Raw genomic sequence first — 25,125 nt, 5'->3', positions numbered from 1 at the left:
TACAGATAAAGTGCTACAATTTGTAACACTTTATCTATAGTAGTTTATATAATATTTAAATACTTATTGAGAAATAATAGTATATGTCAACTCTGTTGTATAAACGGTAGGATCCTGACCTGCAATATAATTGTCAAGATAAGCATTGGCTCCAGCACCTTTATATTCAATGTTAATCTTTTTGTCTACACCACCATTAGCGGATGTTACTAATATTGCGTCATTAGCTGAAAGCTGTACATTCTGTGCATACTGAGCTCCGTTAAGAACTTCAGTTCCGGCACTGGCCTTAATCTGGATTGTATTGGCCTGGATATTCTTTGCCCCACTTTGCAATGCTGCATTGGCACCTTTTACTTTAACCTGGAAACCTCCTGTACTATAAATACTTAAATGGTCAGCATTTACAGAAGATACTCCGTTTGCATAGTCATCTTTGTTTTTATAGTCTAAGTTAACAACTTTTTGAGAAGGATTAACGATAAGCGTTTGGATAGGTTTTAATCTAACATTTAAAGTTACATTTTGCTGAGCCTTGAATGCAACAAAACCAAATAGCGACATGGAGGCTACAATATATTTCTTCATAAAATAACGGGAGTTTTAATAGTATATTAATTCTTGTTTTTTTCAGGTGCAAATGTAGAAAGAGGTATAGGTACTTATTTTGTGAAAAAGTACTAAAGATTTGTAAATTTGGTTTTGGAAATAATCTTGCTGAAAAAAAGTATTTTATAAAGAAATATGCGGATTTAAGTTAATTAAAAATTAAAAATATTGTTAATGTTATTAAATAAATATTACATTATTGTCAATTTACTAAAAACGGATGGTTGAAAATTAAAAAAAATAATATTTATTGCATGATAAATAAGCTATAGAACGGCCTATTGAGAGATTAAAGTTAACATCATAGAAGTAGACTTATCTTTAAACAGTTTTATAATTTTATCTATTTTTTGATTTATCATGAATTTTTTTTCTATAACTCCATCCTGACTTTTGATGAGGTTATACTCGTCCTTATCATCCTGTTGAATTCCCAGCTGAAAGCCTGACGGACTTGAAATGATTACAGAACTTATTTCCGGCTGGATACTTTCATCTGTATCATCAGCCATTTCGCTGTCACCTCCAAGCGCCAGCATTTGTGTAGGATAAAGTCTTACATTCACCTGAACATTATCCGTCTGCGCATAGATGCTCATGGAAACAAAAAAGAAAATTACTGAAAAAATATATCTTTTCAACATATATTAATTTTTCACTGATCTGTTATTTATCCAAAAATACAATATTATTTTTACATTATTTCATTTCTGAGGGATTTTTTCCTGTATGTTTTTTAATAAAATTACTGAAATTTCCTTCATCACTGAATCCCAGATCATAAGCAATTTCAGAAATGTTGTAGCCTGAAAAACTAAGGGATTTTTTACACTCATTAATAAGTTTTTCAATAATAATGTGTTTGGCAGTTTTTCCCAGAACATACTCGGTCATTTCAGTTAGTTTTCTGGGAGTGATATTGAGTTCATTAGCATAGTGGGAAACCTTTTTAGCTTTTTTATAGTCTCTCTGCAAAAGCACTTTAAATCTATTGACATAGTGGAGATAATCAAATTTGATGTCTTTTTTCAGTGTTTCTGCCGGGATATGTAAAAATGCATCCAGAATTAATCTTTCAATAGCGTTATGGGCTGCAGAAACATATAGACTTTCATCTTTATGCTGAAAGTTGTGCATCCTTCCCATAAAAACAATGTTCATTTCCTTAATATTTTCAAAAGGTGCTATAAAAACATCAGAATCATAATTGAAAAAAAGCCTTGAATTGATAAACATGCTGTCTTTTGCAGATCTTTCATAAAAACTTGAGGAAAATGCAATCACATAAATCTCACCTCGTTTAGTTTCACCAAATACAATTTGTTTTTGAGGACCTACAAATGCTATATGACCGCCTTTTACGGAATGTGGAATGTTTTCTATCTCTAATGTGATATCTTCGATAATGATATAAATACAGAAATACTCGAGTGTATTAAAACTTCTTTTATTATTATTTCTCTGTATTATATTATTCAATGTGTTGATGCTAAATCCTAAATTCTTTAATTGGTCTGTAATAACGTACATAGTTAAGCTTCAATAAAATGATTAATTTGTTATGTAAAGGCACATTATAAAGCTAAAATGAGTTTAAATATCAAACGATGTGGCATAGTTAGGATATTTGGGTACTTATTTTGAAGCTTGAGTTGAACTTATATAAATGTATAAAAATATCATTAAATTCGGGCTGTTATCAGGATTTCTTTCAGATTCCTTACCCTAAAGTTCGCTTATAAATTATAATTACATTTAAGTATATTGAATACCTTATCTTAACATTATTAAAACTGATTTATTGTATTGATTATGAAATTTCTGACTTTAATATTAACAGATAAATCCTGCGAAATCATTGATTTGCAGGATTTTTTTTTATTTAGTTATTCTATTATAGTTTTCTGAAATGCACCAAAAGATTGCCGCAAAATTGGTTGAACTTTTATTTTTAAATGGGCTGGGGAATCTCAATTTGACTACAATCTATTGTTTTTGGGATGCATTTTTTTACTTTTTCACACCATTGATGAGTGTATATGCATACTGACGGAAATGGGCCGCCAATTGCTCCAGCTCCTGTTACTGTTTTTAATTCATTTCTTGAAAGTTTTTTTAGATTTTTCATAATACAAAATGTTTTTATTTTCCTACTCTTTTATATAAAGCTTTTCGGATACCGCTTATTTTATAGTTCAAAAATGAGATATAAGATATTCAATGCAAAGGAGAGGTTAATAAGTGGTGGTGTTTTTTATGTAAGTGAAGCCGTTTAAGGGTTTACTGTATGGATGGTCGTAGGATGAAAATCTGATAATCTTTATTGTAATGCAGCCTATTTTTTTCATATTGATAGAAAATACCTAAACTTTTAGATTGTAATACTCAATATCTACTTCCTTATTAGAAACCTCTGAAAAAGCTACTCAATGCTACTTGAAAAATGATTTTTATTGATTTCATTTTATGATTATAAATGGATTATCCGGCATAGTATAAAGAAATCCGGAAGCTGAAATATTACACAAAAGTGCTATAGACAGGCAGTTGATTTACATGTAATTTTACTATGAAATCAATCAATATCGTTAATACAGGTTTATCCTCAATCTTAAAATATAAAATCATGAAAACAACTTTACTTGTAATTGTATTAACCGCTGTTTTTTCAGGCAGCCTTTTTGGGCAAAGAAATTTTGAAATAGTGATTGAAAGAAAACTGTCATCGGCGGCCTGTACCTTAGGATATCTCATTGCAGATAAAAAAGTTATCTGCCATACGTTGGAACTGCCATGGGAAAATAATACAAAGAATATCAGTTGTATTCCTCCCGGATCCTATAACGGCATTTTGAGATATGATAAAAATGACGGATGGAGAATACAGCTTGAAAACGTACCAGACAGAGATGGGGTACAAATTCATATGGGAAACTATACAAAGCAGATCAAAGGATGTGTTTTGGTGGGAATGGAAACAGATATTAAAAGCTGTATTGTAGGAAATAGTAAACTCGCATACAGTAAATTGAAAGATGCTTTTTACGGAACCTCAAATCCTAACAGTACTCCTGATAAAAACATTATAGTAACCTTTAAATAAACTAATCATGAAAAATTTTTATGTAATCATGGTATTGCTTTTTGCCAATACCGGAGTTATTTGGTCGCAAGTGACACCAAATTCAAACAAATTTTCAGTCGAGAATTATGCAGCTATAGATAGTAAAGGGAAATATGCGCTTTACAACACCCACGGCTTTTATGAAAATGTTGCCAAGGGTACTGTTGCTAAGGTTTTTATATTGCCTATTCTTAAGTTTGATATCAATAATATTAAATATATAGACAATAAAGGAAATGAAACATCCAAGAGTTCTGATCAAATCCGGACGTTGATTATTCCGGTAACTCAGGAGCTGGCATTACCCAATGAAAGCCAGAAAGCATCGATTTGTGCTGCAATAAGAAGCACGACAATAGCAGCCTTTTATGCTCCAATTCTAAAAAATACAAACGGGCAGCCCGTGTTAACACCTTACCTGATTACTAATCCTGGATTGACCAATCATTTCTTTTCCTTAGCCAAGCAGTATGAAACTACCATGCTGGCTCCTCAGGAACAGTTGATTAATGATTATAATACAAATTTTCAAAGCCAGATCATTTCACCTACTGAGGTAGAATTCATTGTGGAAGCAGGAGGGGAGGTTGTTTACAGCAAGCGCATTTCAGGAACTCTGGTTGGAAATAAAAGCTTTAAAAATATAAGTATTGAAAATCCTACGGAATATGTTAAGAATCTGCTGGCCAACGGAAATGGTGATATATCGGTTAGCTATAAATTTAAGAATTCTAAAAACAGTTATATTAATGCGCATATAGATGGGAGTACAGTTGTTAACCAATTTTTAAGTGATGCTCAAAAGAGCAGTGTCAGCCAGAGATCAAGCGGATGGGCCTTTCTCGGTTTAGGAAGCAGCAGGAAATCGATGAAGTCTTCATTTAATCAGCAGGTTGACAGTCAGTATGATGCTGAAAAAATTAATAATACAAGAATCGAAATGTATGATGCGGATGATGATATGATTTATCAGTTTGAAGAAAAATTCTTTCCTGATATCTCTCGGGAAGAAGCCATTAAAAATCACTTTCAGGCAGCCGAAAAAGCAAAAGCGGAAGGAAACGAGAAATTGCAGAATTTACATTTGCAGTTTGCAGAATCATTGCAAAAAAATGATCCTAACCTAACTCCTAATATCGAAGCAGCTGTAGCCGCTCTTGGCAGAAAAGATTATATAGGATTTATAGCCAATGGAGTAAGATGGGGGAATAATGAAGCCCGTGGTAACACCACCTTTAAAAGGGTGCTGAACAGTACTGAAATGACAAAGATGGTGGAGGATTATAGTCATACGAAAACCATATCGGTCCAGCATGCGGTTACTCAACCTGTTATTGCCAAAGAGGATATGAAGTTTAGAGCTTCTGTAGGAGTTATAGATGTTATTCCATGGGATGTACAGCTGTATATTTTTAACGGATATAATACCGTTTTGCAGAATGTAAAAGGGGTACTGATAGGTCCAACAACTTTAGGCGGAGCTTTACATCTTAATAATATCCTGCCCGGTACTTTGGTTAAAAAAGTAGGTTCTTATTCCGTATATGATGCGCAAACATTTTCAGATGCTTTAAAAAATTATGAGCCTGGTGAGAGGACTAATTTGACTTTAGTAGTGCCCAATGCCATGAATCCGAATATTTATCAGGAAAAAACCGTACAATTTACTTTGGGGTCTTTTCCGGTAATTGATTAGGGTGGACGATTAGTATATATCAAAAATCATTAAATGACTCCTGTAGATTTTTCAGCAGGAGTTCTTTTTTGTGGAATACTCCCATTGGAATATTTTAAGATCTGGTATCTTTTTCCATTATTACTTTTTTTTTCAACAATCTTATAAAATCAATCATAATATAATTATATTAATTATTTGATTACAGGTAAAATATTAAATATTTATCTCTTTTTGAAGTGTTAATTTGTTGATAATCTGATGTGTAAATTTGAGTTATCATCATTGAAGATCTGTAAGTTGTTGTTATTCAGTATTATAAATATATTTAATAATATAGTGAAATTCCGTATTATTTAATAAAATTAATTTGTACATTTATTTCATTCATGAATGTATCTTATTGGTAATTAGTGTAATATGTTTTTAAAAGCATAGCTGCTGTTTTATAAAGAGCTATATATTTAAATAAAACGATTATACAATAAAAGATAAAAACCATTAAAACATATAATCATGAGTAATGAAAATTTTAACCCTCTTGAACTTCTTCGTACAAAGTTCAGGTATCCGTTCCCAACCTTAAAAAATCCCCATGCGGATCAATTGCAGGAAATCACCGAAAATCAATGGATTGATGGTGAATACATGTGGCTGTATCAAAATAATCCTGATCTGCGTAAGAAGTACAAAAAAACCAAAACGGCCCACATCGCTGCCCAATGGTTTCCTACCGCTTCTGCTGAACGTTTCCGGCCTATCTGCAGACTGATGCTCTGGACACTTTACAATGATGATCTGTATGAAGAAAGTAAGCCTGATGACATTGATGATGTACATGCTCAATCCATTGCTATATTGAATGGTGAAATGTCTGTTTCTCAGTCTACAATACCTTTAGCTTCTATGCTTGCTTCGTTAAGACAGGAATTACTTCAGTTTATTCCAAAAGAATCCATGTATCGTTTCACACAGATGATCAGTAGGTATTTTAGCGGGCTTAAGAAGGAACAGGAATACAAAAAGAATAAGATGTTTCCTACAACGGCAGAATGCATTGTCTTAAGGGAAGATTCCATCTGCCTGTATCCTTTCCTGCAGCTTACTGAAGTTGAAACAGGAATCACCCTGCCGCCGGAAATTCATGATCATCCGGTGATCCGCCGTCTTCAGGCACTTGCCTGTCATCTGGTAACTTTTTTCAATGAAGTTCAATCTGTAGTAAAAGATGAAGCGACAGACAGTATCTATTATAATATTGTGAAGGTAATCCAGAATGAACACAGCATCTCGTTAGAGGAAGCCTGCCTGGAAGACCTGCGCCTCCATAATGAAGATCTTAAGGAGTTTATAGCCCTGCAGGCTTCACTTCCAGACTTTGGTATATGGCACGAGGCTGTGGTCAATTGGGTACACTATATGAGTATGGTATTGAGCGGCTGGAAAAATATATCCACTAAGCTTGACCGTTATAATGCTATGGAGTTTCCTCAGACAAATGAATTGAAAGAAAGGCTGAGCCAATTTTAATACCAAAATCGACAAAATTTCCAATTACATATTGCAATTTGAAAAAAACGAGATTATTGAAAATGTAATTTTTATTCTATTAAAATTAAAACAACATATTATGAACAAACAATTTAATGTACCAAAGCCGGTGTATCCTTGGGAAACTCTTCGAAGTCCTTTTGCAGGAACTTTAGACCAAGAAGAAACTATCTGGTATGACCAGGATTATCAGTTTCTTTCAAAAGAATCCATGGCAAGATATAGGAAAATGCGTTTGATAGATGTAGGTCCTTTTATGGTACCCGGTGCTGCTGAAAAAGAAAGAATTCTTCATGCTACACGTTTTGCAATATATATGACAGTAACTGATGATTATGCTGAACTTTTACCCATAAAAGAAATTGCAGGTTTTAGAGACCGGATTTTTGAAGTTATGATGGGGGATGACCCCAAACCTGGCGAAATAGGAATATTCCGCCAGATGCAAGCCAATAGAAAAGAGTGGATAGCACTTGGAATGCCAGATTTCTGGCTTGAACGAATGGCTAAAAAATATAAGTATAATTTTGTTACTGATGGAATTATGGAAGAATCTCCTTATAAAATCAGTAAGGAAATTCCTCCCATTCCTTTATTTCATTTAATTCGTGCCAATTCAATAGGTATGATTCCATTTGTTGATTTGATTTGCCCAACAACGGGATTTGCTTTGCCTGATTTTATTTATAATCATACTGTTATCCAGCGCATAATTATGCTGCAGTCAATTATTGTTGCTTTACAGAACGATTTTGCAACTATCGGAAAAGAACTTGCGATAGAATCAGAAATGTTCAATATTATCAAATTACTGATGTATCATAATAAAATGTCTTTTGATGAAGCCTGTAGGGAAGGAATGAGAATCCATGACGAGCTTGTAGATGAATTTGTAACGCTATCCAACCATTTACCGGATTTCAGCCCATATCAAAAAGAAACAGAAGAATTTATTTATTACATAAAGCAAATGATTAGTGGATTAAATAACTGGTACTATCAAAGTGGGACAAAAAGGTATGAACCGGGAGGATTTGCTGTACCACCCAACGGAAAAGGTGAAACACTGGAAAGGGTGGAAATTAAGCATTTTTAATGTGCAACTCAATAATTAATCTTCTAATTTTAAATGATATGAAACAGCAAGATGTTCCTGTTTTACAATATCCCTGGACCTATGAAATAGGCCCGTTTTTCCAATCATTCTATGAAGAACAGAATCGTTGGATTGATACGGATTATCAGTTTATGTCCGAAGCCACAAGGACTAAATATAAGAAACACGGCCTCGTAGAGGCCGCGTCTTACCTGTTTCCGGCGGCTAGTACCAAAGACAGATTACTTATAGCAAGAGCTGACTCTATTTGATGATTATTATGAGTATGGTATTGAGCGGCTGGAAAAATATATCCACTAAGCTTGACCGCTATAACAAAACAGAATTTCCAAGTGCTTCCGAATTAAAAGAAACATTAGGACATAACCAATTTCAATAAAAACTGAACAATTACCGTCGTATTAAGAACCTGCCGAAAGTTTAGAAAAGAGTGGCGGGTACACTAATATGCTTTGCAATAATTTTAAAATATAAATAAAGATGACACCAGAACAATTTAATAGTACAGATTACTTGCCACGGGGATGCTATCCATGGCCTGACCTTATAAATCCACATGCTGAACAAATGGGGAAAGATATGGATGGCTGGATTGATAATGACTATACTTTTTTGACAGAAAAACAACGGACAATTTATAAAAAGATGGAGCTTCATATGTGTACAGCACGTATGTGGCCGCACTTAACCTATGAGCAGGCTATTCCATGCAATAGGTTTATGCTCCAATATGTTGCTCTCGATGATCAGGTGGAACATTCTTCCCTTGAAGAGATCCAGGAGCTGCGGATCCGCTGTACAGATATTCTCAGGGGTGCTCAAGCCATGCCGGAGGAAAATGCGCTCTATCATCACATGGCAATGATCCGGGATGAATTTCGTGCTTTCATGCCAGACCTATGGTTTGAGCGTTTTGTATACTATTTTTATCAGTCTTTCAGATATGGAATCGAATTGGAATATCCATACAAAATAGCCCACCGCCCGCCATCACTGAATCTTTACAAAACCATTAGAGAATATTCTGTTCTAATGCGTCCTTATCTGATCTTTGGTGAGATTGAATCTGGTCTTGTCCTGCCGGAACATATCTTTGAGCATATCGTAGTGCAAAAGATGATTTCCCATATGACCCTGGTTGTTGCCTGGCAAAATGATCTTCACTCCCTGCCAAAAGAAATGGCGAAAGGAACAGAGGTTTTTAATCTGGTTTTTGTTTTGCAGCAGGAGTATAATCTTTCTTTGGAAGATGCTTGTGCAGAAGCTTTACGTATTCATAATGAAGAGCTGGCCAGTTTGAATGGCTTACATAATGAGTATCGGGAGTTTGGTGAATATCAGGAACACGTAGACAAATTCGTTTATTATGCAGGTGTTGGACTGCAGGGAGTTAATACTTTTTACCTGGAAACCAATAGGTATAAGCACGGAGGAGTTGGTTTTGCCTGGCCTGAGGATAACCTGACCCCCAAGACTGTAAAATAAGCTTAATTCAATATAACAATTTTAAATTTTAAAGATGAAACAGCAAGATGTTCCTGTTTTACAATATCCCTGGACCTATGAAATAGGCCCGTTTTCACAATCATTCTATGAAGAACAGAATAATTGGATTGATACGGATTATCAGTTTATGTCAGAAGCCACAAGAACTAAATATAAGAAACACGGCCTCGTAGAAGCCGCATCTTATATGTTTCCGGCGGCTAGCACCAAAGAGCAGATCAGACCTATAGCAAGATTTATGGTATGGCTGACTCTGTTTGATGATTATTATGAGTTGTGTCCGGTTGATCAATTTGCAGATATCAGAGACCATATAATGGATGTCATGCTGGGAGAACAGCCTAAAGCGGATGATATCGGACTTATAAAACAAGTGGCTCTAAGCAGGCAGGAATTTATTCCTTACGTTAATAATGACTGGTTGATACGTTGGACTAAAAACTTTTATAATTATACTACCTATGGAATTATGGAAGAAACATCCTATAAATTGAAAAGAGAATTTCCAACTCTTAGTAATCTTCTGCTTATCCGTGAGTATTCGGTTTTTATGTACCCCTATGGAGATCCGGTAGAACCTTCCATTAATTATATTGTTCCGGGGTATATATCTGAACATCCGATTATAAAACGGTTAAAAATGCTGATGTGCAGAATAATGGCGATTCAGAATGATTTTGCTTCAATAGAGAAGGAACTAGGAATTGATACAGAAATTCTGAACATTATATTGGTGATAAAGAATCAGTATCATGTTTCATTGGAAGAAGCTATTACTGAAGCAATGCATATCCACGATTCATATGTTCAGGAATTTGTTGCACTTCAGAATAATTTGCCTGATTTTGGTCTTGAACAAAAGAATGTTGTACGGTTTGTACATAATATGGCATTGATGATCTCAGGATTAGGAGCATGGTATCATAAAGGCAATTCCACCAGGTACAAAACTCCTGGTGAGTTTCCTAAACCAGAATATGGGATAATTACACAATAATCTTAATGAAAACACAGAGAGCAGGATCAATTCTGTTCACCCATATTCAATAACAGGCTTGAATTTTACTTCTGTAATCACTTTTAGAAGCTGTATCCTATATTTGCATCGTCAAATATAGGATACAGCCTTTTATTTGTGTTCATATAAACCTTTGTATCCTCTATTTAGTATGAAGTCTGAAGGTTTTGTAGAGCGGAAAACAAAAATTTAAACAAAACAATTATATAAAAATTTAATTGCGGGTTTCTTGATCTATTTCTTTGGAGTTAAAGAAAAATTATCCATATAAACAGCCTGATGTACCCCATTCAGTAAAACTTTCAGTCCCAGATGGGAGTCTTTTTTCAAAGAAATGGTATATGTTTTTTTCTCTCCTGTTATCTTTGAAGGCTTAGTGATTGAAACATAAGATTTTGCATCAGAAGGGCTGTTTACAGAGAAAAGTTCTAATGTTGTTTCACCTCCGTTATCCGAAAGGTCAAGAGAAAGCGTATAAGTTCCGGCTTTCATTTCCGGAGTTACCAGATACATATTTTCTCCTGGGTTGCTCATTGAATAAAAAATAATTCTTTTATCACTGGCATACAGCATAGCTTTCCCTGGTTGAGCAGTCCAGCATTTATTGATATCTTTCCAGGTATCAAAATTTTCTGCAAGAGTAGATACAGGTTTACACTGTGCATTTGCTGCTAGAAACCCTCCTATAACTGCGATTCCCGAGAGTACGATTTTTCTCATGTCTTATTTTTATTTATAATGAGTAAAAATAACAAAAAAAAATGTATTGAAATACTCTTGCTTTTATGATTTAAGTTAGCTTTTCAGTTGACATGCTGGATACAAATAAAACATCTGGGCTTTAGCCTTCTCTTAGAGAGGGCTTTTCGTTATATTTGTGTTCTGGCACCTATTAGTGATTATTTTAAAGGTATATTTCTTTTGTACGCTGTAGAAGGAACCTTTTTATAATCTAAACTATTACGATGATGTAAGAATGGAGTATACAAATAAAAATAATATCTATTTATTGTTGAAAACTATAGTTTATACAATTGGTTTTCTAAGTTTAATAGGAATATCACGATTTTGGACAGGATCAAAAGAAAATTGGGATCAGATAAGAGAAAATGAATTTATTCCAGCTCTTATCACGAGAACTGTTGTTTTTACAACAGTAGGATTAGTGTTTCTAGGATTATCATTCTGGATCAATTATATTTTTAAAAAAGAGAGCCGTTTTTCGAAAGAACTGATTATTTTACTGTTGTTTTCTTTTACTCTGAATTTGATAGTATTGTCAGGTTTCATCTAATAAAGACTGAAAATAATGTATATTCTAAAATCTCAATTATCATAACAATTTGTTTTTAGGATGTTACAAGAAGAAGCGGTCATTCTTTGACCGTTATATTATTTAAAAAATAAAAATATAAAACATGAAAACTTTAAGTGGAAAATTTTCTAATTCTTGTCCATTTTAAAGCCTGTTGGCGTATAAATTGATACTACAAACTGTATTGAATTTTGATGACTAATGACTAGAACGATTGCAATTTTAATTTTCTTTTTAGGTGGTTTTTTCTTTTTAAATGCACAGGAGAAGAAAGATTCGCTGTATTACAAAATAGAAGAATTTTCAGATAAGAGAAAAGTTACCAAATTTATTCACCGCTTTATATTTCGTAGAGAGCCGGATTCAACTTCCGTTAAGTCCAGGACTGAAAAACTGTCGCAGGAGGCTTATAACAAAAAATACATCAGAAAAATCAGGATAGAGACTATTGATCCATTTGGATATGGTTCCAGGGACACTAAAGAAAGATCCAGATGGTATGATTGGGTGGCAGATCATCTTCATGCCAATACAAAAAACTCCACCGTAAATAATTATCTGCTTTTTGAAGAAGGTGAAGAATACAACGCCCAGAAACTCTATGAATCTGAGCGTTTGCTCAGAGCAATGCCATTTGTGAACAGAGTGAATATCAGTGTTTCCGACAGTACATCCAGTAAAGATTCTATTGATGTAGTGGTAAAAGTCCTGGATTCCTGGAGTCTGAAACCCAGGATCAGCTATTCAGGAAGTAAACTCGGTCTGGGAGCTACTGAAGAAAATGTATTGGGATTAGGACACACCCTTGATTTCCTTTACAGAAATGATTCCAAAGAAAAGCAGGATTATCTTTTGGGAAGCTATACAGCCTATAACCTTTTAGGCACTTATATCAATGCCCAGCTTCTTGGCGAACGGGATTTTTTGAGAAACGAAAGAATCAATTTCAATGTAAGAAGAGACTTTTTCTCGCCTTTGACGAAATGGGCGGGTGGTTTTACATTTGAATATTTTAAGAGGAATGTTTTGCTTCCTACAGAAACCGATACGGCTTTTCCGGAAGTTCAGATCAAAGTGTACAGCCAGGATTTATGGGGTGGTTATCAGATTCCCGTTTCATCAGATCCAAACGAAAAAGTATCCAGCAATATTGCAATAATAGGACGATTTCAGAATTACCAGTATAAAGACAGTCCGGGAATAGACCAGTATAAATACTTTAGCTCATACAACAGTTTTCTGATGTCTGTTGGGTTTATCCACAGAAACTTTTCGGTTCAGAGAAATATTTTTCAATATGATTTGCCGGAAGATGTTGCGTACGGTAATTCGGTGAACATTATTGCGGGAGGCTTATCAAGAAATAAAGAAGTGAACCCTTATGTGGGAATTTCTGCTTCTTACGGTAGTTTTATAAAGGTAGGATATTTCACTGTCAAAGCTCAGTTTGGACGTTTTTTTAATGAAGACAGTCAGAATAGGGAGTCTTTCCGTGTAGACGGAACTTATTTTACGAATCTTATGGATTGGAAATTTGCCAAAGCAAGACATTTCTTTTCTCCAACGTTAGCCCTTGGAAATCCACAGCATAATTACTCATACAAGGACAGGATAAACCTTTCTTCTGCAGATGAATTTCCTGTTTACAATTCAGATTATATCGGAACTAAAAAACTGGTTTTAAGATATCAGCTCCAGTTGTTTATTAACAAAACCTGGAAGAATTTCCATTTCAGTCCTTATTTAACTACCGCGGTTGGCTGGCTGGGAATGCCTGATGATAAACTATTGAAAACCAAAGCTAATGCAAAAATCGGAATAGGTGTTTTAATTAATAATCCGTATCTGGTGTTCAACAGGATTCAGATTTCTTTCATGTATTATCCGCGGGTTCCGTTTGATAACAATTCTGTTTTTGATTTTAACAGCAATAGAAATAATCTTTTACCAATGAATAATTTTGCAACAGATGTTCCTCATTTTGTGAACTTTGGGAATTGATAAAGGAGTGTTTTAAATTTCACCCATGACAAACATATTCTCCATGGTAGGCACTTTACTTCCGCCTTCTTTTTCGAGCGTAATGGCAAAAGCCTGAGCATTGGAAATATTGGCCAGTGCAATGTTGCTGTCTTTATCTTCGGTGTACATTCCTGCACTCACAGGTTGTCCGTCTTCGATGGCCCAAAGCTGATATTGCATTCCAGTAGGAGCTTTAGGCAGTTTTTCCGCATTCAGATAGACTTCTTTTGTTTTTTTATCCCAGAAAACCATTGCTTTGGAATCCGTATGTTTTTCTACCCCTTTCAGCATGACCATCTGCATATCAGGATTGGAGAACATATCAATCTTACGGTTCATTTTTTTCATTGCCAGATCCTGAGCTTGTTTTTCTGCAGACAGCAAAGCGATTTCCTTTTTATGGGAGGATTGGCTGTTCATCCAGAATAAATTGCCGGCAACACTTATCAGGAACAATGCAGAAGCTGCTATTGCATAGGTTTTCCAGCGGGTATTTCCCTGAATATTTACTCTTTCCGGAATTTCTTTATGATCTTTTGTCTCAGGAATATCTGTTGAAAGAACAGGTGTTACTTCTTCAACAGTTTGTTCCTGCTGAATTTTATTCCAGATTTTAGATTTCAAATCACTTGGAGGTGTTACAGCCTGAGCGGTAGCAAGATGTTCCAAAGTTTTTTGGGCTTCTTCAAAAGCAGCCTTTACTTCAGCATTATTTTTCATCACACACTCCAAAATCCCTGCTTCCTCAGGAGAAGTATGGCCAAGAATATAAGATTCTATAATTCCGGATGATATGTATTCTTTTGTGTTCAATTTATTGATAATCTTTTAGCAAATCTTTTAATTTCATCAGTGCATTACGCATTTTCGTTTTCACTGTTCCCAGCGGTATCTTCAGCTTTTCGGATATTTCATGTTGAGTGTATCCCTGATAATAAGCAAGATTTATGAGTTCCTGCTTGTCTGTTTCCAGCCCTTCCAGCACATTGTTAAACCCGATATAATCAGATGAATTGTTGACCGTTGAAAGCTCTGTAGTATTATATACGAAATCCGGAAGTGGTTGGTTTTTAAGCTCATTCTGGAATCCTTTAGACTTTAAATAATCAATAGCCGTATTTCTTGCAATATTGATCATCCAGGTATAAAACCTCCCTTTGGAGGCGTCATACTGATGGATAGAGTTCCATATTTTAACAAAAACATCCTGAATTACTTCCTCAGTATATTCTTTAGATTGAACGATCCGGAGAATGATTCCGTACAGCGCACCAGAATAGTGGTCATACAGATAATGAAAACCAGTTTCGTTTTTTTCTTTTAATAAAACGATAAGTTCTTCTTCCGAATAGGTTGTTTTAATAGCTTTTATTTTTCTATTCAAATGTAATAAAATAAAACATATAGTCAATAAAATCCAATTCGTCTTTTATTTCGTACATGATTTTTTGAAAATTATTGAAAAATATTTAATGTGAGAGATTACATTTTCAAGATTGTTTCTTTTTTTTTAATAAAAAATAAATTATTGTAAATCAATGTGTTGTAATAAATTTCATTTTTTTTCAATCTGAAATGAAACCGACCTCGTAAATGACATTAAAAGCACAATTAAATATAATTAATTAAAAATCAACGCAATGAACACACAGTCAAAAATCACAGTTTTAGCAATGGTTGTTTTATCATTTGCTTTTGGCGGGAAGGTAACAGCACAAACGATGAAAGAAAAAACAGTAATGGTAGGAGGAGCCCCTATGTATCCCTCCAAAAATATTATTGAAAACGCAGTCAATTCCAAAGATCACAAAACCCTTGTTGCTGCAGTGAAAGCTGCCGGTTTGGTAGAAACATTACAGAGCGCAGGGCCTTTTACCGTACTGGCTCCCACAGATGCTGCGTTTGCAAAACTTCCGAAAGGAACGGTAGAAAGTCTTGTAAAGCCTGAAAATAAAGCAATGCTTGCAAGTATCTTAACCTATCATGTTCTTTCTGGAAAATACAGCGCAAAAGAAATCTGGGCTGCTGTGAAAGCAGGAAATGGAAAAAGTATGATGAAAACTGTACAGGGAGAAGATCTTACATTCTGGACTAAAGGAAAAGACCTTTACATAAAGGATGCAAAAGGAAACAGTGCCAAAGTGACTATCGCAGATGTGAACCAGTCTAACGGGGTGATCCATGTAATTGATACGGTTCTAATGCCTTAATAATGTAAGATACAAAACAGCATACCGGAATATGCTGTTTTTCTTTTTTATATATCCGAACACTAAAAAAATAATAGCATGAAAAAAACAATTCAGGTTTCTAATCAGGGAGTTACCCTTGATACAAGCAGAAGAAACTTTTTAAAATTAAGTGGAGTAGGATTAGCCATCGCAGGTCTTACCTTCATAGGATGTGATGACAATGATGATTTTCAGATCATAGATGAACCTAAATATGATCTGGGGACAGGAGATGTGGGCATATTAAACTATGCCTATGCACTCGAGCAGCTGGAAGCAGATTTTTATACGAAAGTGGTGAATAATTTTTATACGGGAATTTCAAGTATTGAGAAAGAAGTTTTCACAGACCTTTATCATCATGAAGTGATTCACCGGGATTTCTTTAAAGCAGCCATCAGCGGTGCTACAGACCATGTGCTACCCAAACTGGAATTCCAGTATCCGAATGTGAATTTTAATGATCGTAATTCCGTATTAGCCACAGCAAAAGCTTTGGAAGATACAGGAGTAGCAGCCTACAACGGGGCAGGGAAATATATTTCCAATCCTGCTTATCTGGTGATTGCCGGCAAAATAGTTTCGGTAGAGGCCAGGCATGCTTCCGTCATCAGAAATTTAATTAATCCGGGAACTGCTGATTTTTCGGGAGATGATGTGATAGATGCGAACGGACTTGATCTTGCAAAAGAGCCCAAAGATATCGTAATGGCTGCCGGAGCGTTTATCAAAACACCTTTTACCTGGAAAGAAAGAGGCATTAACTAATCATTCACCTTTAAAAATTACATTATGAATATTCTTAAATTACTGGATAAGCTTTCTTATGATCAATTTTTCACAAAGGAAGCTTCAAGACTGGAAACGATTACGAATATGTCTTTATTCGGAAAAAAAGCAGCTACAGCTGCAGTACCGCTTGGATTAGGAACGCTGATGGCTGCCTCCGCCAAAGCGGAAACTACAAAAACAAATTTAACAGGCTATGCTTTAAAAAGTACCCTGACGGATGCCTTACAACTGGCATTGGCTCTGGAATATCTTGAAAATGAATATTACAGTATAGGATTATCCACACCAGGATTGATTCCCACTGGAGACAGAACTGTTTTTATGCAGATTTCAAAACATGAATCAGCCCATGTCAGCTTTCTGAAAAGTACACTCACTTCTCTTGGAACGACACCGGGAAATAAACCAACCTTTGACTTTACAGCCAGCGGAAATTTTTCGCCTTTTACAGATTATAATCAGTTTCTTATTCTCGCCCAGGCTTTTGAAGATACCGGAGTAAGAGCTTATAAAGGACAGGCGGGAAACGTAATGTCCAATAAAGTTGTGCTTCAGGCTGCATTACAGATTCACTCTGTTGAAGCCAGACATGCTTCACAGGTAAGAAGAATGAGAGCTAATAAAGGATGGATTGAGCTTGCTGACGGGGGAAATATGCCGTCCGCAACCAATCCTGTGTATGCCGGAGAAGACAATGTAAACCAGGCGGGCTATAATACAGGAACTTTATTTGGAGCGGCAGCAGGTTCTGCAGCTTACGATGAAATATTAAGTGGCAGCGATGCACAGACTATTGCTTCCTTGTTCATAGTTTAGTTGTGATTTGGATGATGATAAAGTGGTGTCCATTTCCGGAATTTTCCGGAAATGGATTTTTTATATTCTGTCAAATTGTATGGGTCCATGGAATTTACTTCCCTCCTTTCTTTAATAAACTTTTGAAGTGCTGATGGAGCAGAATTGGGCAGGTATTGGTTGAAATAAAAAATCCCCAGTAATCCTGGGGATAAAAACTAATAACCATGAAACTCAAATTAATGAGATAATCAAGCCACAAATGTATTGAAAAAAGATTCAAAGTCCCATTATTTTGAATTATTTTTTCTGTTTTTTTTTAAATGTACAGAAGGTCTCAACGTTTGCTGCCCGAAATCATCTCAAAAAAATAAAATATTTTTAATTGTAGATGGATCTTAAAAAAGATAAGCTGTACGCCTATCTTATATAACCGCTGCTCAACATCCGTAACCCTCAGTTTTTCAGCGGATCAGTTAATTTGAATGTTATTCTTATGATTAAATGATAGATTCTATTGTAGTGTTTTCAAGTGAGTAGTAAACTCATTGTAATCTATACTGCCTACATTTTTATCAATTACTTTTCCATCTTTTATGATAAAAGTTAATGGGATGGAACTATATCCCAACAGACCATTTCCTCCTAAAAAGGTTTTGATGGCTTCAATGTATTCAATATTCTGAAGCGTAATATCGTTGATTGTATTATTAGCAAGAAAAGTTTTTAATTTTTCAGCATCTTCATCAATAGATAGAAAAACAAACTTTATGTTTGGGTTCTCTTTACTTATTTTTTTGAAAGTAGGAATTTCCTGAATGCAAGGTTTACACCACGGAGCCCAAACATTTACCACAACGAGTCCATCTTTATTCAGATATTCTTTTTGAAAAGGACTATCTTCAATATTTCCGGAGAATTTTGTTTTAAGCTGATTGATTATAGGAGGATCAACAGTACTTATTTTGATGAATTTTAATCCCAGAAAAATGGCTGCTGCTGGAATAATTATAATTAATATTATTTTTTTTAGCATTTGTTTTTTTGCAAAATTAAGTAATTCTTCAATCTGATAAATGTTCAAAACTGTAGATATTAAACTACAGGAATAGCAAATTAAATTGTCAGAAGCCAGATCTTATTATCATTTTATAATTCTTATTTTTTTAATAATAAAGTAGATTATATCTATTGATATGTTGTTTTGTGATAGATTTTAAAAATTATCTAAATTGAATTTATTGAGAAGGATTCAGAAGATCAACGGTCTATATTTGCTCCACAATAAATAAGAAATTATGAAAAAAAATGTGTTTTTAGCTGGGATTCTTATCACTTCTACACTGTATTCTCAACAACTGACAACTAATACAGGAAGCCCTGTAGGAGATAATCAAAATTCTAAAACGGTAGGAAATAACGGACCTGTTTTACTGGAAGATATTCATTTAATTGAGAAGTTAGCGGCTTTTGACAGAGAAAGAATTCCTGAAAGGGTAGTGCATGCGAGAGGGGCCGGAGCTATTGGCGAATTTGTTGCAGATGCCGATTTTTCAGAGGTTACCATGGCTGACTTTTTATCAAAAGCAGGAAAGAAAACGCCTGTATTGGTAAGATTTTCTACTGTAGTACATCAGCAGGGATCTCCGGAAACTTTCAGAGATCCAAGAGGATTTGCAGTTAAATTTTATACTGATCAGGGAAATTATGATTTAGTGGGAAACAACTTACCGGTGTTTTTCATCAGGGATGCCATGAAATTTCCTGATATGGTTCACGCTTTTAAACCATCTCCGGTTACCAATAACGCTTCTGATAATAACAGGGTTTTTGATTTTATGGCTAATATTCCGGAAGCTACGCATACGCTGACTTGGTTGTTTTCAGATTATGGTATTCCTGCCAGTTACAGGGAAATGCAGGGGAATGGGGTACATGCCTTCAAATGGGTCAATGCAAAAGGAGAAGTAACGTATGTAAAGTATAAATGGGTTCCTCAGCAAGGCGAAAAGAATCTTACTCAGGAAGAGGCCGATAAAATTCAATCTACACAAATAGAACATGCTACGAGAGATTTGTACAATGCTATTAGCAATAAAAACTTTCCGAAGTGGGATTTGTATATACAGATGCTGAAAAAAGATGACTTTGAAAAGCTTGATTTTAATCCGGTAGATGTGACCAAAATATGGCCGGAATCTATTGCAAAATCGGTTAAAGCAGGAACAATGACTCTTAATCAGAATCCGACGAACTATTTTCAGCAGGTAGAACAGGCCGCTTTTTCTCCGGGAACTCTTGTACCGGGAATTGAACCATCAGAAGATAAACTGTTACAAGGAAGACTATTTTCTTATTTTGACACTCAGAGACATAGGATCGGAGGAAATTTCCAGCAATTACCAATTAATGCATCAAAGAATGAAGCGATGACATACAATCAAAACGGTTACATGTCTATGAGACCTCAAAGCGGAGAAGTCAATTACCAGCCGTCAGCGGGAAAACCGGAAGTGACCGATAACAAAAAATTCAAATACTCTCAGACTATTTTTCCAATGGGTACATCATCAGTACAGGCGAAAATAGATAAGGAAAATAATTTTAAACAGGCCGGAGAACTCTACAGGTCTTTCTCTAAAAAAGATCAGGATAACCTGATTAAAAACCTTGGAAATGCTTTGAACAGTGTTACCAATAAAAAAGTAGTGGCTAAAATGATCTCTTACTTCTATCAGGCAGATTCAGAATATGGAAAACGTCTGGCGCAATATGTTAAAATGGACCGCCAGCAGCTGGAATCTTTATTGTCTTCAAAATAAGAATAATGAGATACTTTATTTCCGTCGTTATTTTGTTTCTTGCGATGAGCAGAATGAGCGCGCAAGACATCTTTTCGTATGCAAAGACAGGTAATATAGAAGCCATGTCTAAGTTAAAAAAAGATATTGATTCTAAAAACACAGGAGGCTATACTCCCTTAATCTTAACCGTATACCATAACCATTACAAAGCGGCCCGATGGATGCTTGAAAACGGAGCTCATCCCGATCTGCAGGATCAAAGTGGTAATACAGCATTAATGGGTGCCGCTTTTAAAGGATACAAAGAAATGGTTTCATTACTTATTTCCTTTAAAGCGGATATGAATGCCAAAAATTACAATGATGCAACAGCTCTGATTTATGCAGCCGTTTTTGGCAGAACAGAAATCCTGAAAATACTCTTAGAAAAAGGAGCTGATAAAAATATAAAGGATAACAGAGGAAACACAGCTTTGCAGCATGCTCTGATGCAAAATAATGAAGAAGCTGTAAAATTGCTTCAAGGAGAATCAGTAATTAAATAATATAATTGCTGGTTAAAAATAAAAAATCCCCTTTATCCATCTGATATTGGGGATTTTGTTTTGGTATTACATCTTAGTGTTTGTTAGAATGCTCGTTATTATTTGTATTTGTGTGCCTGGTTTTTATCTCCTAACCGTACAAGATCTACCGTGTTTTTAATGTTTAGTTTTTTGTAGACTCTTGCTTTGTAGGTGCTTACTGTAGAAAGATGCAGGTTCAGTTCATTCGAGATCTCAATATTGCCGTATCCTTTTATCAATAAATCAAATATTTCCTTTTCTCTTTCGGATAAGGCTTCTATCGGGTTGATAGGAGTGTCTTTTTTAGCGGAAGAAACCAGTTTTTTTACAATATCCGGGGAATAATAAGTTCCTGTTTCAAAGATGTTTTCTACGGCTTCCAGGATATTATTTTCATCACATAATTTATTAATGTATCCGTCAGCCCCTTCAATGATATACTGTACTGCAATATCATTGTCATACACCGAAAACACTAAAATCTTAAGATCCGGCTGTATTTTTTTTACTTCACCAATCATGCTCAGATACTTACTCTCCGGCATATTGATATCCAGGATCAATAAGTCGAATTTCTCAATGAGTAGTTGATCTGTTAGATCTGTATAAGATTCTGCGTAAGAAATCTTCACATCTTTGTAGTGTGATTCCAGAATAAGGGTGGTTCCCAACCTTACTACAAAATGATCATCAGCAATAATAATTTTTCTATCCATATTTTTGTTTTTTTATTTTAATCGATACTATTGTTCCATATGGGTTATTGTTTTTAAAGTCTATTTTACCGTTGATCATCATGAGTAACTGAAGAATAAGATGCAGTCCCAAGCTATATTTTTGTAAAATGAGTTTTTCATTTTCAATATTTTTCTGAAGCTTTTCATAGTACGTCATCTGTTCCTGGCTCATTCCTTTTCCTGTATCTCTTACTTCCAGAAAAAAGATGCTGTCATCTTCAATAGTAGACAGTTCTATGGTTCCATTTGTTGTATTTTTTATCGCATTATCTATTAAATTATGAATAATAACCGCTACTACATTCTGGTTGATTTGGGAGTAAGTAGGATTTTTAACATGATTAATGATCTGCGTGTTTTGTTCTTTGGCAGCTCCTTCAAAAAGAGTTTTTTTGGATTCAATAACTTCGTAAATATTATAGGTTTCCTTTTTTTCGGAAACATTATAAATTTCGGCGTATTCCTTCAGGGTTTTTACAAAGTTGTAGAACTCTATAGAAGATTTATAAAAGCTTTCAAAGTGCTTTTTTTGTATATAATGATCGTGTTCATCAGTTTCATACAATTTCTTTGCAGCAATAGACAGATATTTGATAGGAGTGATAATGTCGTGACTTATTGTCTCCAGCAATTTTTTCTGCTGAACACTTTCTTTTCGAAGCTGTTCCTTTGTATATTCCAGTTTTGAAACTGTTTTTAATAATTTCTGAGTTCTTGTTTCAATGATTTTTTCCAGTTCTCTTTTTTTTAGTTCCTGTCTTCTTATTCGTAGTTTGATTAGCTTTAATAAGATGAGTGATAGAATTAAAATGACAAAAAACTTAAAAAGTAATGTTTGGTAGAATAGATATTTTACATCAATATTCAGTGTTTTGTAAATGTATTTTCCTGTTGGAGAGGCTAGTACTCTGATGATAAGCTGATATTTTCCGGGTTCCAGATTGGTGATGTAGTATTTCCCATCACTATTTACTTTCTCCCATTTCTCATTTTTAGAGCCTTTTAGTTTGGCTTCAATTACAAGGTTTACCCGGTTGGCATAATAAGGTACATCTACCAAAATCAAGGCTTTGTAGAAATTATTTTCCAAATTGATGGTATTTTCTTGTATGTTGCTTTTCGAATCATAAAATACAACACGTTCCATGAAGAAATTTTGCGGATAATAACTTTTTATTTTTTTAGGATCAAAAAATACCAGTCCTTTTATGGAAGGGAAAACAAAACTTCCATTTTGTAGAATTGCAGAACTGGGAGAACATCCTCCGTTGAATTCATTGGTATTGAACCCATCTTCTTTGCTGTATCTGTAATAATATACAGAAGACTTCCTATCTCTGGAATAGTTCAGAAGATTGTTTTTCAGTACCTGAAATAATCCGTTATTGGTGCTGATCCAGAAAAATCCTTTTTTATCTTCCAGAATTGTATGTGAAAACAAAAGGTAGCCGTCCTTATCTTCAGGCATTTTTATTAATTCTTTGTTTTTGTAAAGAAAAAAGCCGTTTCCCTGAGTCATGATCCAGAAGCTTCCATCATTCGTTTTTACAATTTCCCTTACATTCAAAGACTTTTCAGATACTTTTTTTAATGTGAAATCGGGAGTTTCTACAGAATATAAAGCATCTCTGGTCCCCACCAACCATTTGTTCTGACCATATTCCTGCACAGAGGTTACAATATTTGGGATTGAAAGTTGTAAGAATGGATTTTTAAAACTGACATCTTTGTAAAAAGCAAGCTGGGTACTTAATGAAGCTGTATGAAATGCTATGACATAATAATTGTTCATGTTCCAGAGGCAAGATGCTGTTTTTCCAAAATAAAGTTTTTCCTTTCCTGAATAATTGACATTGTTAAGAAAACGCAGTAGAGAAAAATCATTTTGAATAATTATATTTTTTTGATCATCATATAATAAAAAATACCTGCTTGTTGTACTGAAGTGATATTGTTTTTCCAGTCCGTTTTCACTGTAAACATCTCCCGAAGATGTAATTACCTTATCCGTTCCAAAAGGCAGCAGGGAATAAAAAATATTATCATAAGATTTATCTGATTTGTTGACCACATGAAAATTATTGAATTTGATTACATTAAGCCCATCAGATAAGGTTCCCAAGTATAGCTTATTATTTGCTTCATCATGATAAATAGAGGATAAAGAATTTTTCTTAAGGTCATAAGCTGCAAGTTTTTTTAAACTGACAGCATTGTTTTCATAGACTATTTTATACAGAATGCGATCCTGAATAATAAAAGACTGATTATTAATCTGACTCCAGTATACCTTGACATCATTTTGGAAAAAAATATCAGGAGCATCTGTGTATGTAATTTTTTCGGAGGTGATTTTAACGATTTTTTTCAGTGCCTTGGATATAATAAATATATTTTCTCCCAAACAAAACGTGTCCAATATAAAATCCTTCGGCAGTCCTTTTATTGTCGCAATATTTTTATGCTTATACTGTATTGTTCCATCATTAGATAGATGATAATAACTATTCTTATTAAAATAAATAAAGAATTTCTTAAGATCAATCTCTTCTAAAACTCCATTTTTCATAAATACTGAATATGACCTGCTTTCACTCAGTACTTTTTTTATGCAGTGGTTCTTTTTCTGTAAAATACTTACATTTCTTTTGGATATTAAAGTGGTGTTTTCACTGTAAGCGGTTAAATTATAAATAGAGTCTTTTTCAGCATTTCCAAAAAAAAAGGAGAATCTGTTATTCTTAAGATTAAGATGATTAAAGGTTACGAAATTATATCCGTCATACCGCACAAGTCCGTTCTCTGTACTCATCCAGATAAATCCATATTTGTCTTTGGTAATATCCTTTACACTATTCTGCGGAAGCCCGTTGTCTGTATCATACCAAACAGAGGCTGTCTGCTGGCTACAACAGATTTGTATACAGAATAATAAAATGAAAATATAGATTTTAAGAGGCATCAGTTGTGGATTGATAATTATGTGTGTTTTTTAATAGATATAGTGAATTATTATTATAAAGTTAGGAAAAATTAACGGCCAGCAAAAGTATACAATGTCATTTTTAAACTACACACTATTAAATTTAAAATTACAATCACGACTATCTATTTTTACAATAATTATTTTACCATCCGTATGGGTTATCTGATCTTTGTCCCAACAATTTATTACCTGATTTAACAATGAATGTTAAATATGTTCCCACGTATTTTAAGTGAAATTTCAGGGTGGTTTATACAGGGGAGACGTACATCTCCTC

23 protein-coding genes are annotated in these 25,125 nt (G+C 34.4%); 13 read left to right on the top strand and 10 right to left on the bottom strand.

From position 1 onward, the window contains the following. Window positions 1-63 precede the first annotated feature (63 nt). From CHRYMOREF3P_RS04550 to CHRYMOREF3P_RS04535, 4 genes are all read right to left on the bottom strand, one after another. Window positions 64-588, bottom strand: coding sequence for a hypothetical protein (locus CHRYMOREF3P_RS04550; RefSeq protein ID WP_180563961.1), 525 nt, complete (start codon window positions 586-588; stop codon window positions 64-66). Window positions 589-887: 299 nt separating this feature from the next. Further along, window positions 888-1,253, bottom strand: coding sequence for a hypothetical protein (locus CHRYMOREF3P_RS04545; RefSeq protein WP_180563960.1), 366 nt, complete (start codon window positions 1,251-1,253; stop codon window positions 888-890). A 55-nt stretch (window positions 1,254-1,308) separates the two neighbouring features. Continuing rightward, on the bottom strand, window positions 1,309-2,139 hold the full coding sequence (locus CHRYMOREF3P_RS04540) for a helix-turn-helix domain-containing protein (RefSeq protein ID WP_077416586.1): 831 nt from the start codon (window positions 2,137-2,139) through the stop codon (window positions 1,309-1,311). 421 nt (window positions 2,140-2,560) lie between these two features. Then, entirely contained in the window at window positions 2,561-2,737 is a 177-nt protein-coding gene (locus CHRYMOREF3P_RS04535) for a bacteriocin-like protein (RefSeq protein WP_175627242.1), read from the bottom strand. Between the two features lie 498 nt (window positions 2,738-3,235). Here CHRYMOREF3P_RS04535 and CHRYMOREF3P_RS04530 point away from each other — a divergent pair, with 498 nt between their 5' ends. The 7 genes from CHRYMOREF3P_RS04530 to CHRYMOREF3P_RS04500 all read left to right on the top strand — a co-directional run bounded on the left by CHRYMOREF3P_RS04530 (window position 3,236) and on the right by CHRYMOREF3P_RS04500 (window position 10,579). Then, window positions 3,236-3,712, top strand: coding sequence for a DUF5675 family protein (locus tag CHRYMOREF3P_RS04530; RefSeq protein ID WP_180563959.1), 477 nt, complete (start codon window positions 3,236-3,238; stop codon window positions 3,710-3,712). 7 nt (window positions 3,713-3,719) lie between these two features. Then, window positions 3,720-5,429: a hypothetical protein gene (locus tag CHRYMOREF3P_RS04525; protein ID WP_077416592.1), complete on the top strand. Its 1,710-nt coding sequence runs from the start codon at window positions 3,720-3,722 to the stop codon at window positions 5,427-5,429. Between the two features lie 495 nt (window positions 5,430-5,924). Continuing rightward, window positions 5,925-6,938, top strand: a complete 1,014-nt coding sequence (locus CHRYMOREF3P_RS04520; protein WP_149386117.1) for a terpene synthase family protein — start codon at window positions 5,925-5,927, stop codon at window positions 6,936-6,938. Between the two features lie 100 nt (window positions 6,939-7,038). Next, window positions 7,039-8,055 (top strand): terpene synthase family protein, encoded by a 1,017-nt coding sequence (locus CHRYMOREF3P_RS04515; RefSeq protein WP_077416596.1) that lies wholly within the window; start codon window positions 7,039-7,041, stop codon window positions 8,053-8,055. 38 nt (window positions 8,056-8,093) lie between these two features. Further along, window positions 8,094-8,327, top strand: a complete 234-nt coding sequence (locus tag CHRYMOREF3P_RS04510) for a hypothetical protein (protein ID WP_139348523.1) — start codon at window positions 8,094-8,096, stop codon at window positions 8,325-8,327. A 229-nt stretch (window positions 8,328-8,556) separates the two neighbouring features. Next, on the top strand, window positions 8,557-9,561 hold the full coding sequence (locus CHRYMOREF3P_RS04505; RefSeq protein ID WP_077416600.1) for a terpene synthase family protein: 1,005 nt from the start codon (window positions 8,557-8,559) through the stop codon (window positions 9,559-9,561). Window positions 9,562-9,595: 34 nt separating this feature from the next. After that, on the top strand, window positions 9,596-10,579 hold the full coding sequence (locus CHRYMOREF3P_RS04500) for a terpene synthase family protein (RefSeq protein ID WP_180563958.1): 984 nt from the start codon (window positions 9,596-9,598) through the stop codon (window positions 10,577-10,579). Window positions 10,580-10,834: 255 nt separating this feature from the next. Here CHRYMOREF3P_RS04500 and CHRYMOREF3P_RS04495 read toward each other — a convergent pair whose 3' ends face one another. Further along, window positions 10,835-11,320, bottom strand: a complete 486-nt coding sequence (locus CHRYMOREF3P_RS04495) for a hypothetical protein (protein ID WP_077416604.1) — start codon at window positions 11,318-11,320, stop codon at window positions 10,835-10,837. Between the two features lie 796 nt (window positions 11,321-12,116). Between CHRYMOREF3P_RS04495 and CHRYMOREF3P_RS04490 the strand changes: the two genes are divergently transcribed. Beyond that, entirely contained in the window at window positions 12,117-13,916 is a 1,800-nt protein-coding gene (locus tag CHRYMOREF3P_RS04490; RefSeq protein ID WP_180563957.1) for a hypothetical protein, read from the top strand. 12 nt (window positions 13,917-13,928) lie between these two features. Here the strand turns inward: CHRYMOREF3P_RS04490 and CHRYMOREF3P_RS04485 are convergent, their stop codons facing one another. Continuing rightward, window positions 13,929-14,750 carry an anti-sigma factor domain-containing protein gene (locus CHRYMOREF3P_RS04485; RefSeq protein WP_180563956.1) on the bottom strand — a complete coding sequence of 274 codons (822 nt, stop codon included), beginning with the start codon at window positions 14,748-14,750 and terminating at the stop codon, window positions 13,929-13,931. Window position 14,751: 1 nt separating this feature from the next. Beyond that, on the bottom strand, window positions 14,752-15,321 hold the full coding sequence (locus tag CHRYMOREF3P_RS04480) for an RNA polymerase sigma factor (protein ID WP_228408798.1): 570 nt from the start codon (window positions 15,319-15,321) through the stop codon (window positions 14,752-14,754). A gap of 256 nt (window positions 15,322-15,577) precedes the next feature. On the opposite strand from CHRYMOREF3P_RS04480, the gene CHRYMOREF3P_RS04475 reads away from it, so the two are divergent. From CHRYMOREF3P_RS04475 to CHRYMOREF3P_RS04465, 3 genes are all read left to right on the top strand, one after another. After that, window positions 15,578-16,147 carry a fasciclin domain-containing protein gene (locus CHRYMOREF3P_RS04475; RefSeq protein ID WP_180563955.1) on the top strand — a complete coding sequence of 190 codons (570 nt, stop codon included), beginning with the start codon at window positions 15,578-15,580 and terminating at the stop codon, window positions 16,145-16,147. Window positions 16,148-16,225: 78 nt separating this feature from the next. After that, window positions 16,226-16,936, top strand: a complete 711-nt coding sequence (locus CHRYMOREF3P_RS04470; RefSeq protein WP_180563954.1) for a ferritin-like domain-containing protein — start codon at window positions 16,226-16,228, stop codon at window positions 16,934-16,936. 24 nt (window positions 16,937-16,960) lie between these two features. After that, on the top strand, window positions 16,961-17,776 hold the full coding sequence (locus CHRYMOREF3P_RS04465; RefSeq protein WP_077416617.1) for a ferritin-like domain-containing protein: 816 nt from the start codon (window positions 16,961-16,963) through the stop codon (window positions 17,774-17,776). Window positions 17,777-18,269: 493 nt separating this feature from the next. Here CHRYMOREF3P_RS04465 and CHRYMOREF3P_RS04460 read toward each other — a convergent pair whose 3' ends face one another. Next, window positions 18,270-18,791: a TlpA family protein disulfide reductase gene (locus CHRYMOREF3P_RS04460; protein ID WP_077416619.1), complete on the bottom strand. Its 522-nt coding sequence runs from the start codon at window positions 18,789-18,791 to the stop codon at window positions 18,270-18,272. Window positions 18,792-19,053: 262 nt separating this feature from the next. On the opposite strand from CHRYMOREF3P_RS04460, the gene CHRYMOREF3P_RS04455 reads away from it, so the two are divergent. Next, entirely contained in the window at window positions 19,054-20,577 is a 1,524-nt protein-coding gene (locus CHRYMOREF3P_RS04455) for a catalase (protein WP_175627243.1), read from the top strand. A 5-nt stretch (window positions 20,578-20,582) separates the two neighbouring features. Next, on the top strand, window positions 20,583-21,104 hold the full coding sequence (locus tag CHRYMOREF3P_RS04450; RefSeq protein ID WP_180563953.1) for an ankyrin repeat domain-containing protein: 522 nt from the start codon (window positions 20,583-20,585) through the stop codon (window positions 21,102-21,104). Window positions 21,105-21,202: 98 nt separating this feature from the next. On the opposite strand, the gene CHRYMOREF3P_RS04445 is transcribed toward CHRYMOREF3P_RS04450, so the two are convergent. Together CHRYMOREF3P_RS04445 and CHRYMOREF3P_RS04440 are read right to left on the bottom strand one after the other, a co-directional pair. Beyond that, entirely contained in the window at window positions 21,203-21,841 is a 639-nt protein-coding gene (locus CHRYMOREF3P_RS04445; protein ID WP_077416623.1) for a response regulator transcription factor, read from the bottom strand. Continuing rightward, entirely contained in the window at window positions 21,834-24,824 is a 2,991-nt protein-coding gene (locus CHRYMOREF3P_RS04440; RefSeq protein WP_180563952.1) for a two-component regulator propeller domain-containing protein, read from the bottom strand. Before CHRYMOREF3P_RS04440 ends, CHRYMOREF3P_RS04445 begins: the two co-directional genes overlap by 8 nt. Between the last annotated feature and the right edge of the window lie 301 nt (window positions 24,825-25,125).

It is taken from the genome of Chryseobacterium sp. JV274 (assembly GCF_903969135.1).
In the GTDB taxonomy this organism is placed as follows: domain Bacteria; phylum Bacteroidota; class Bacteroidia; order Flavobacteriales; family Weeksellaceae; genus Chryseobacterium.
Note: the sequence above shows the minus strand (reverse complement) of the source record. Positions and strands in the feature narration are given on the sequence as shown.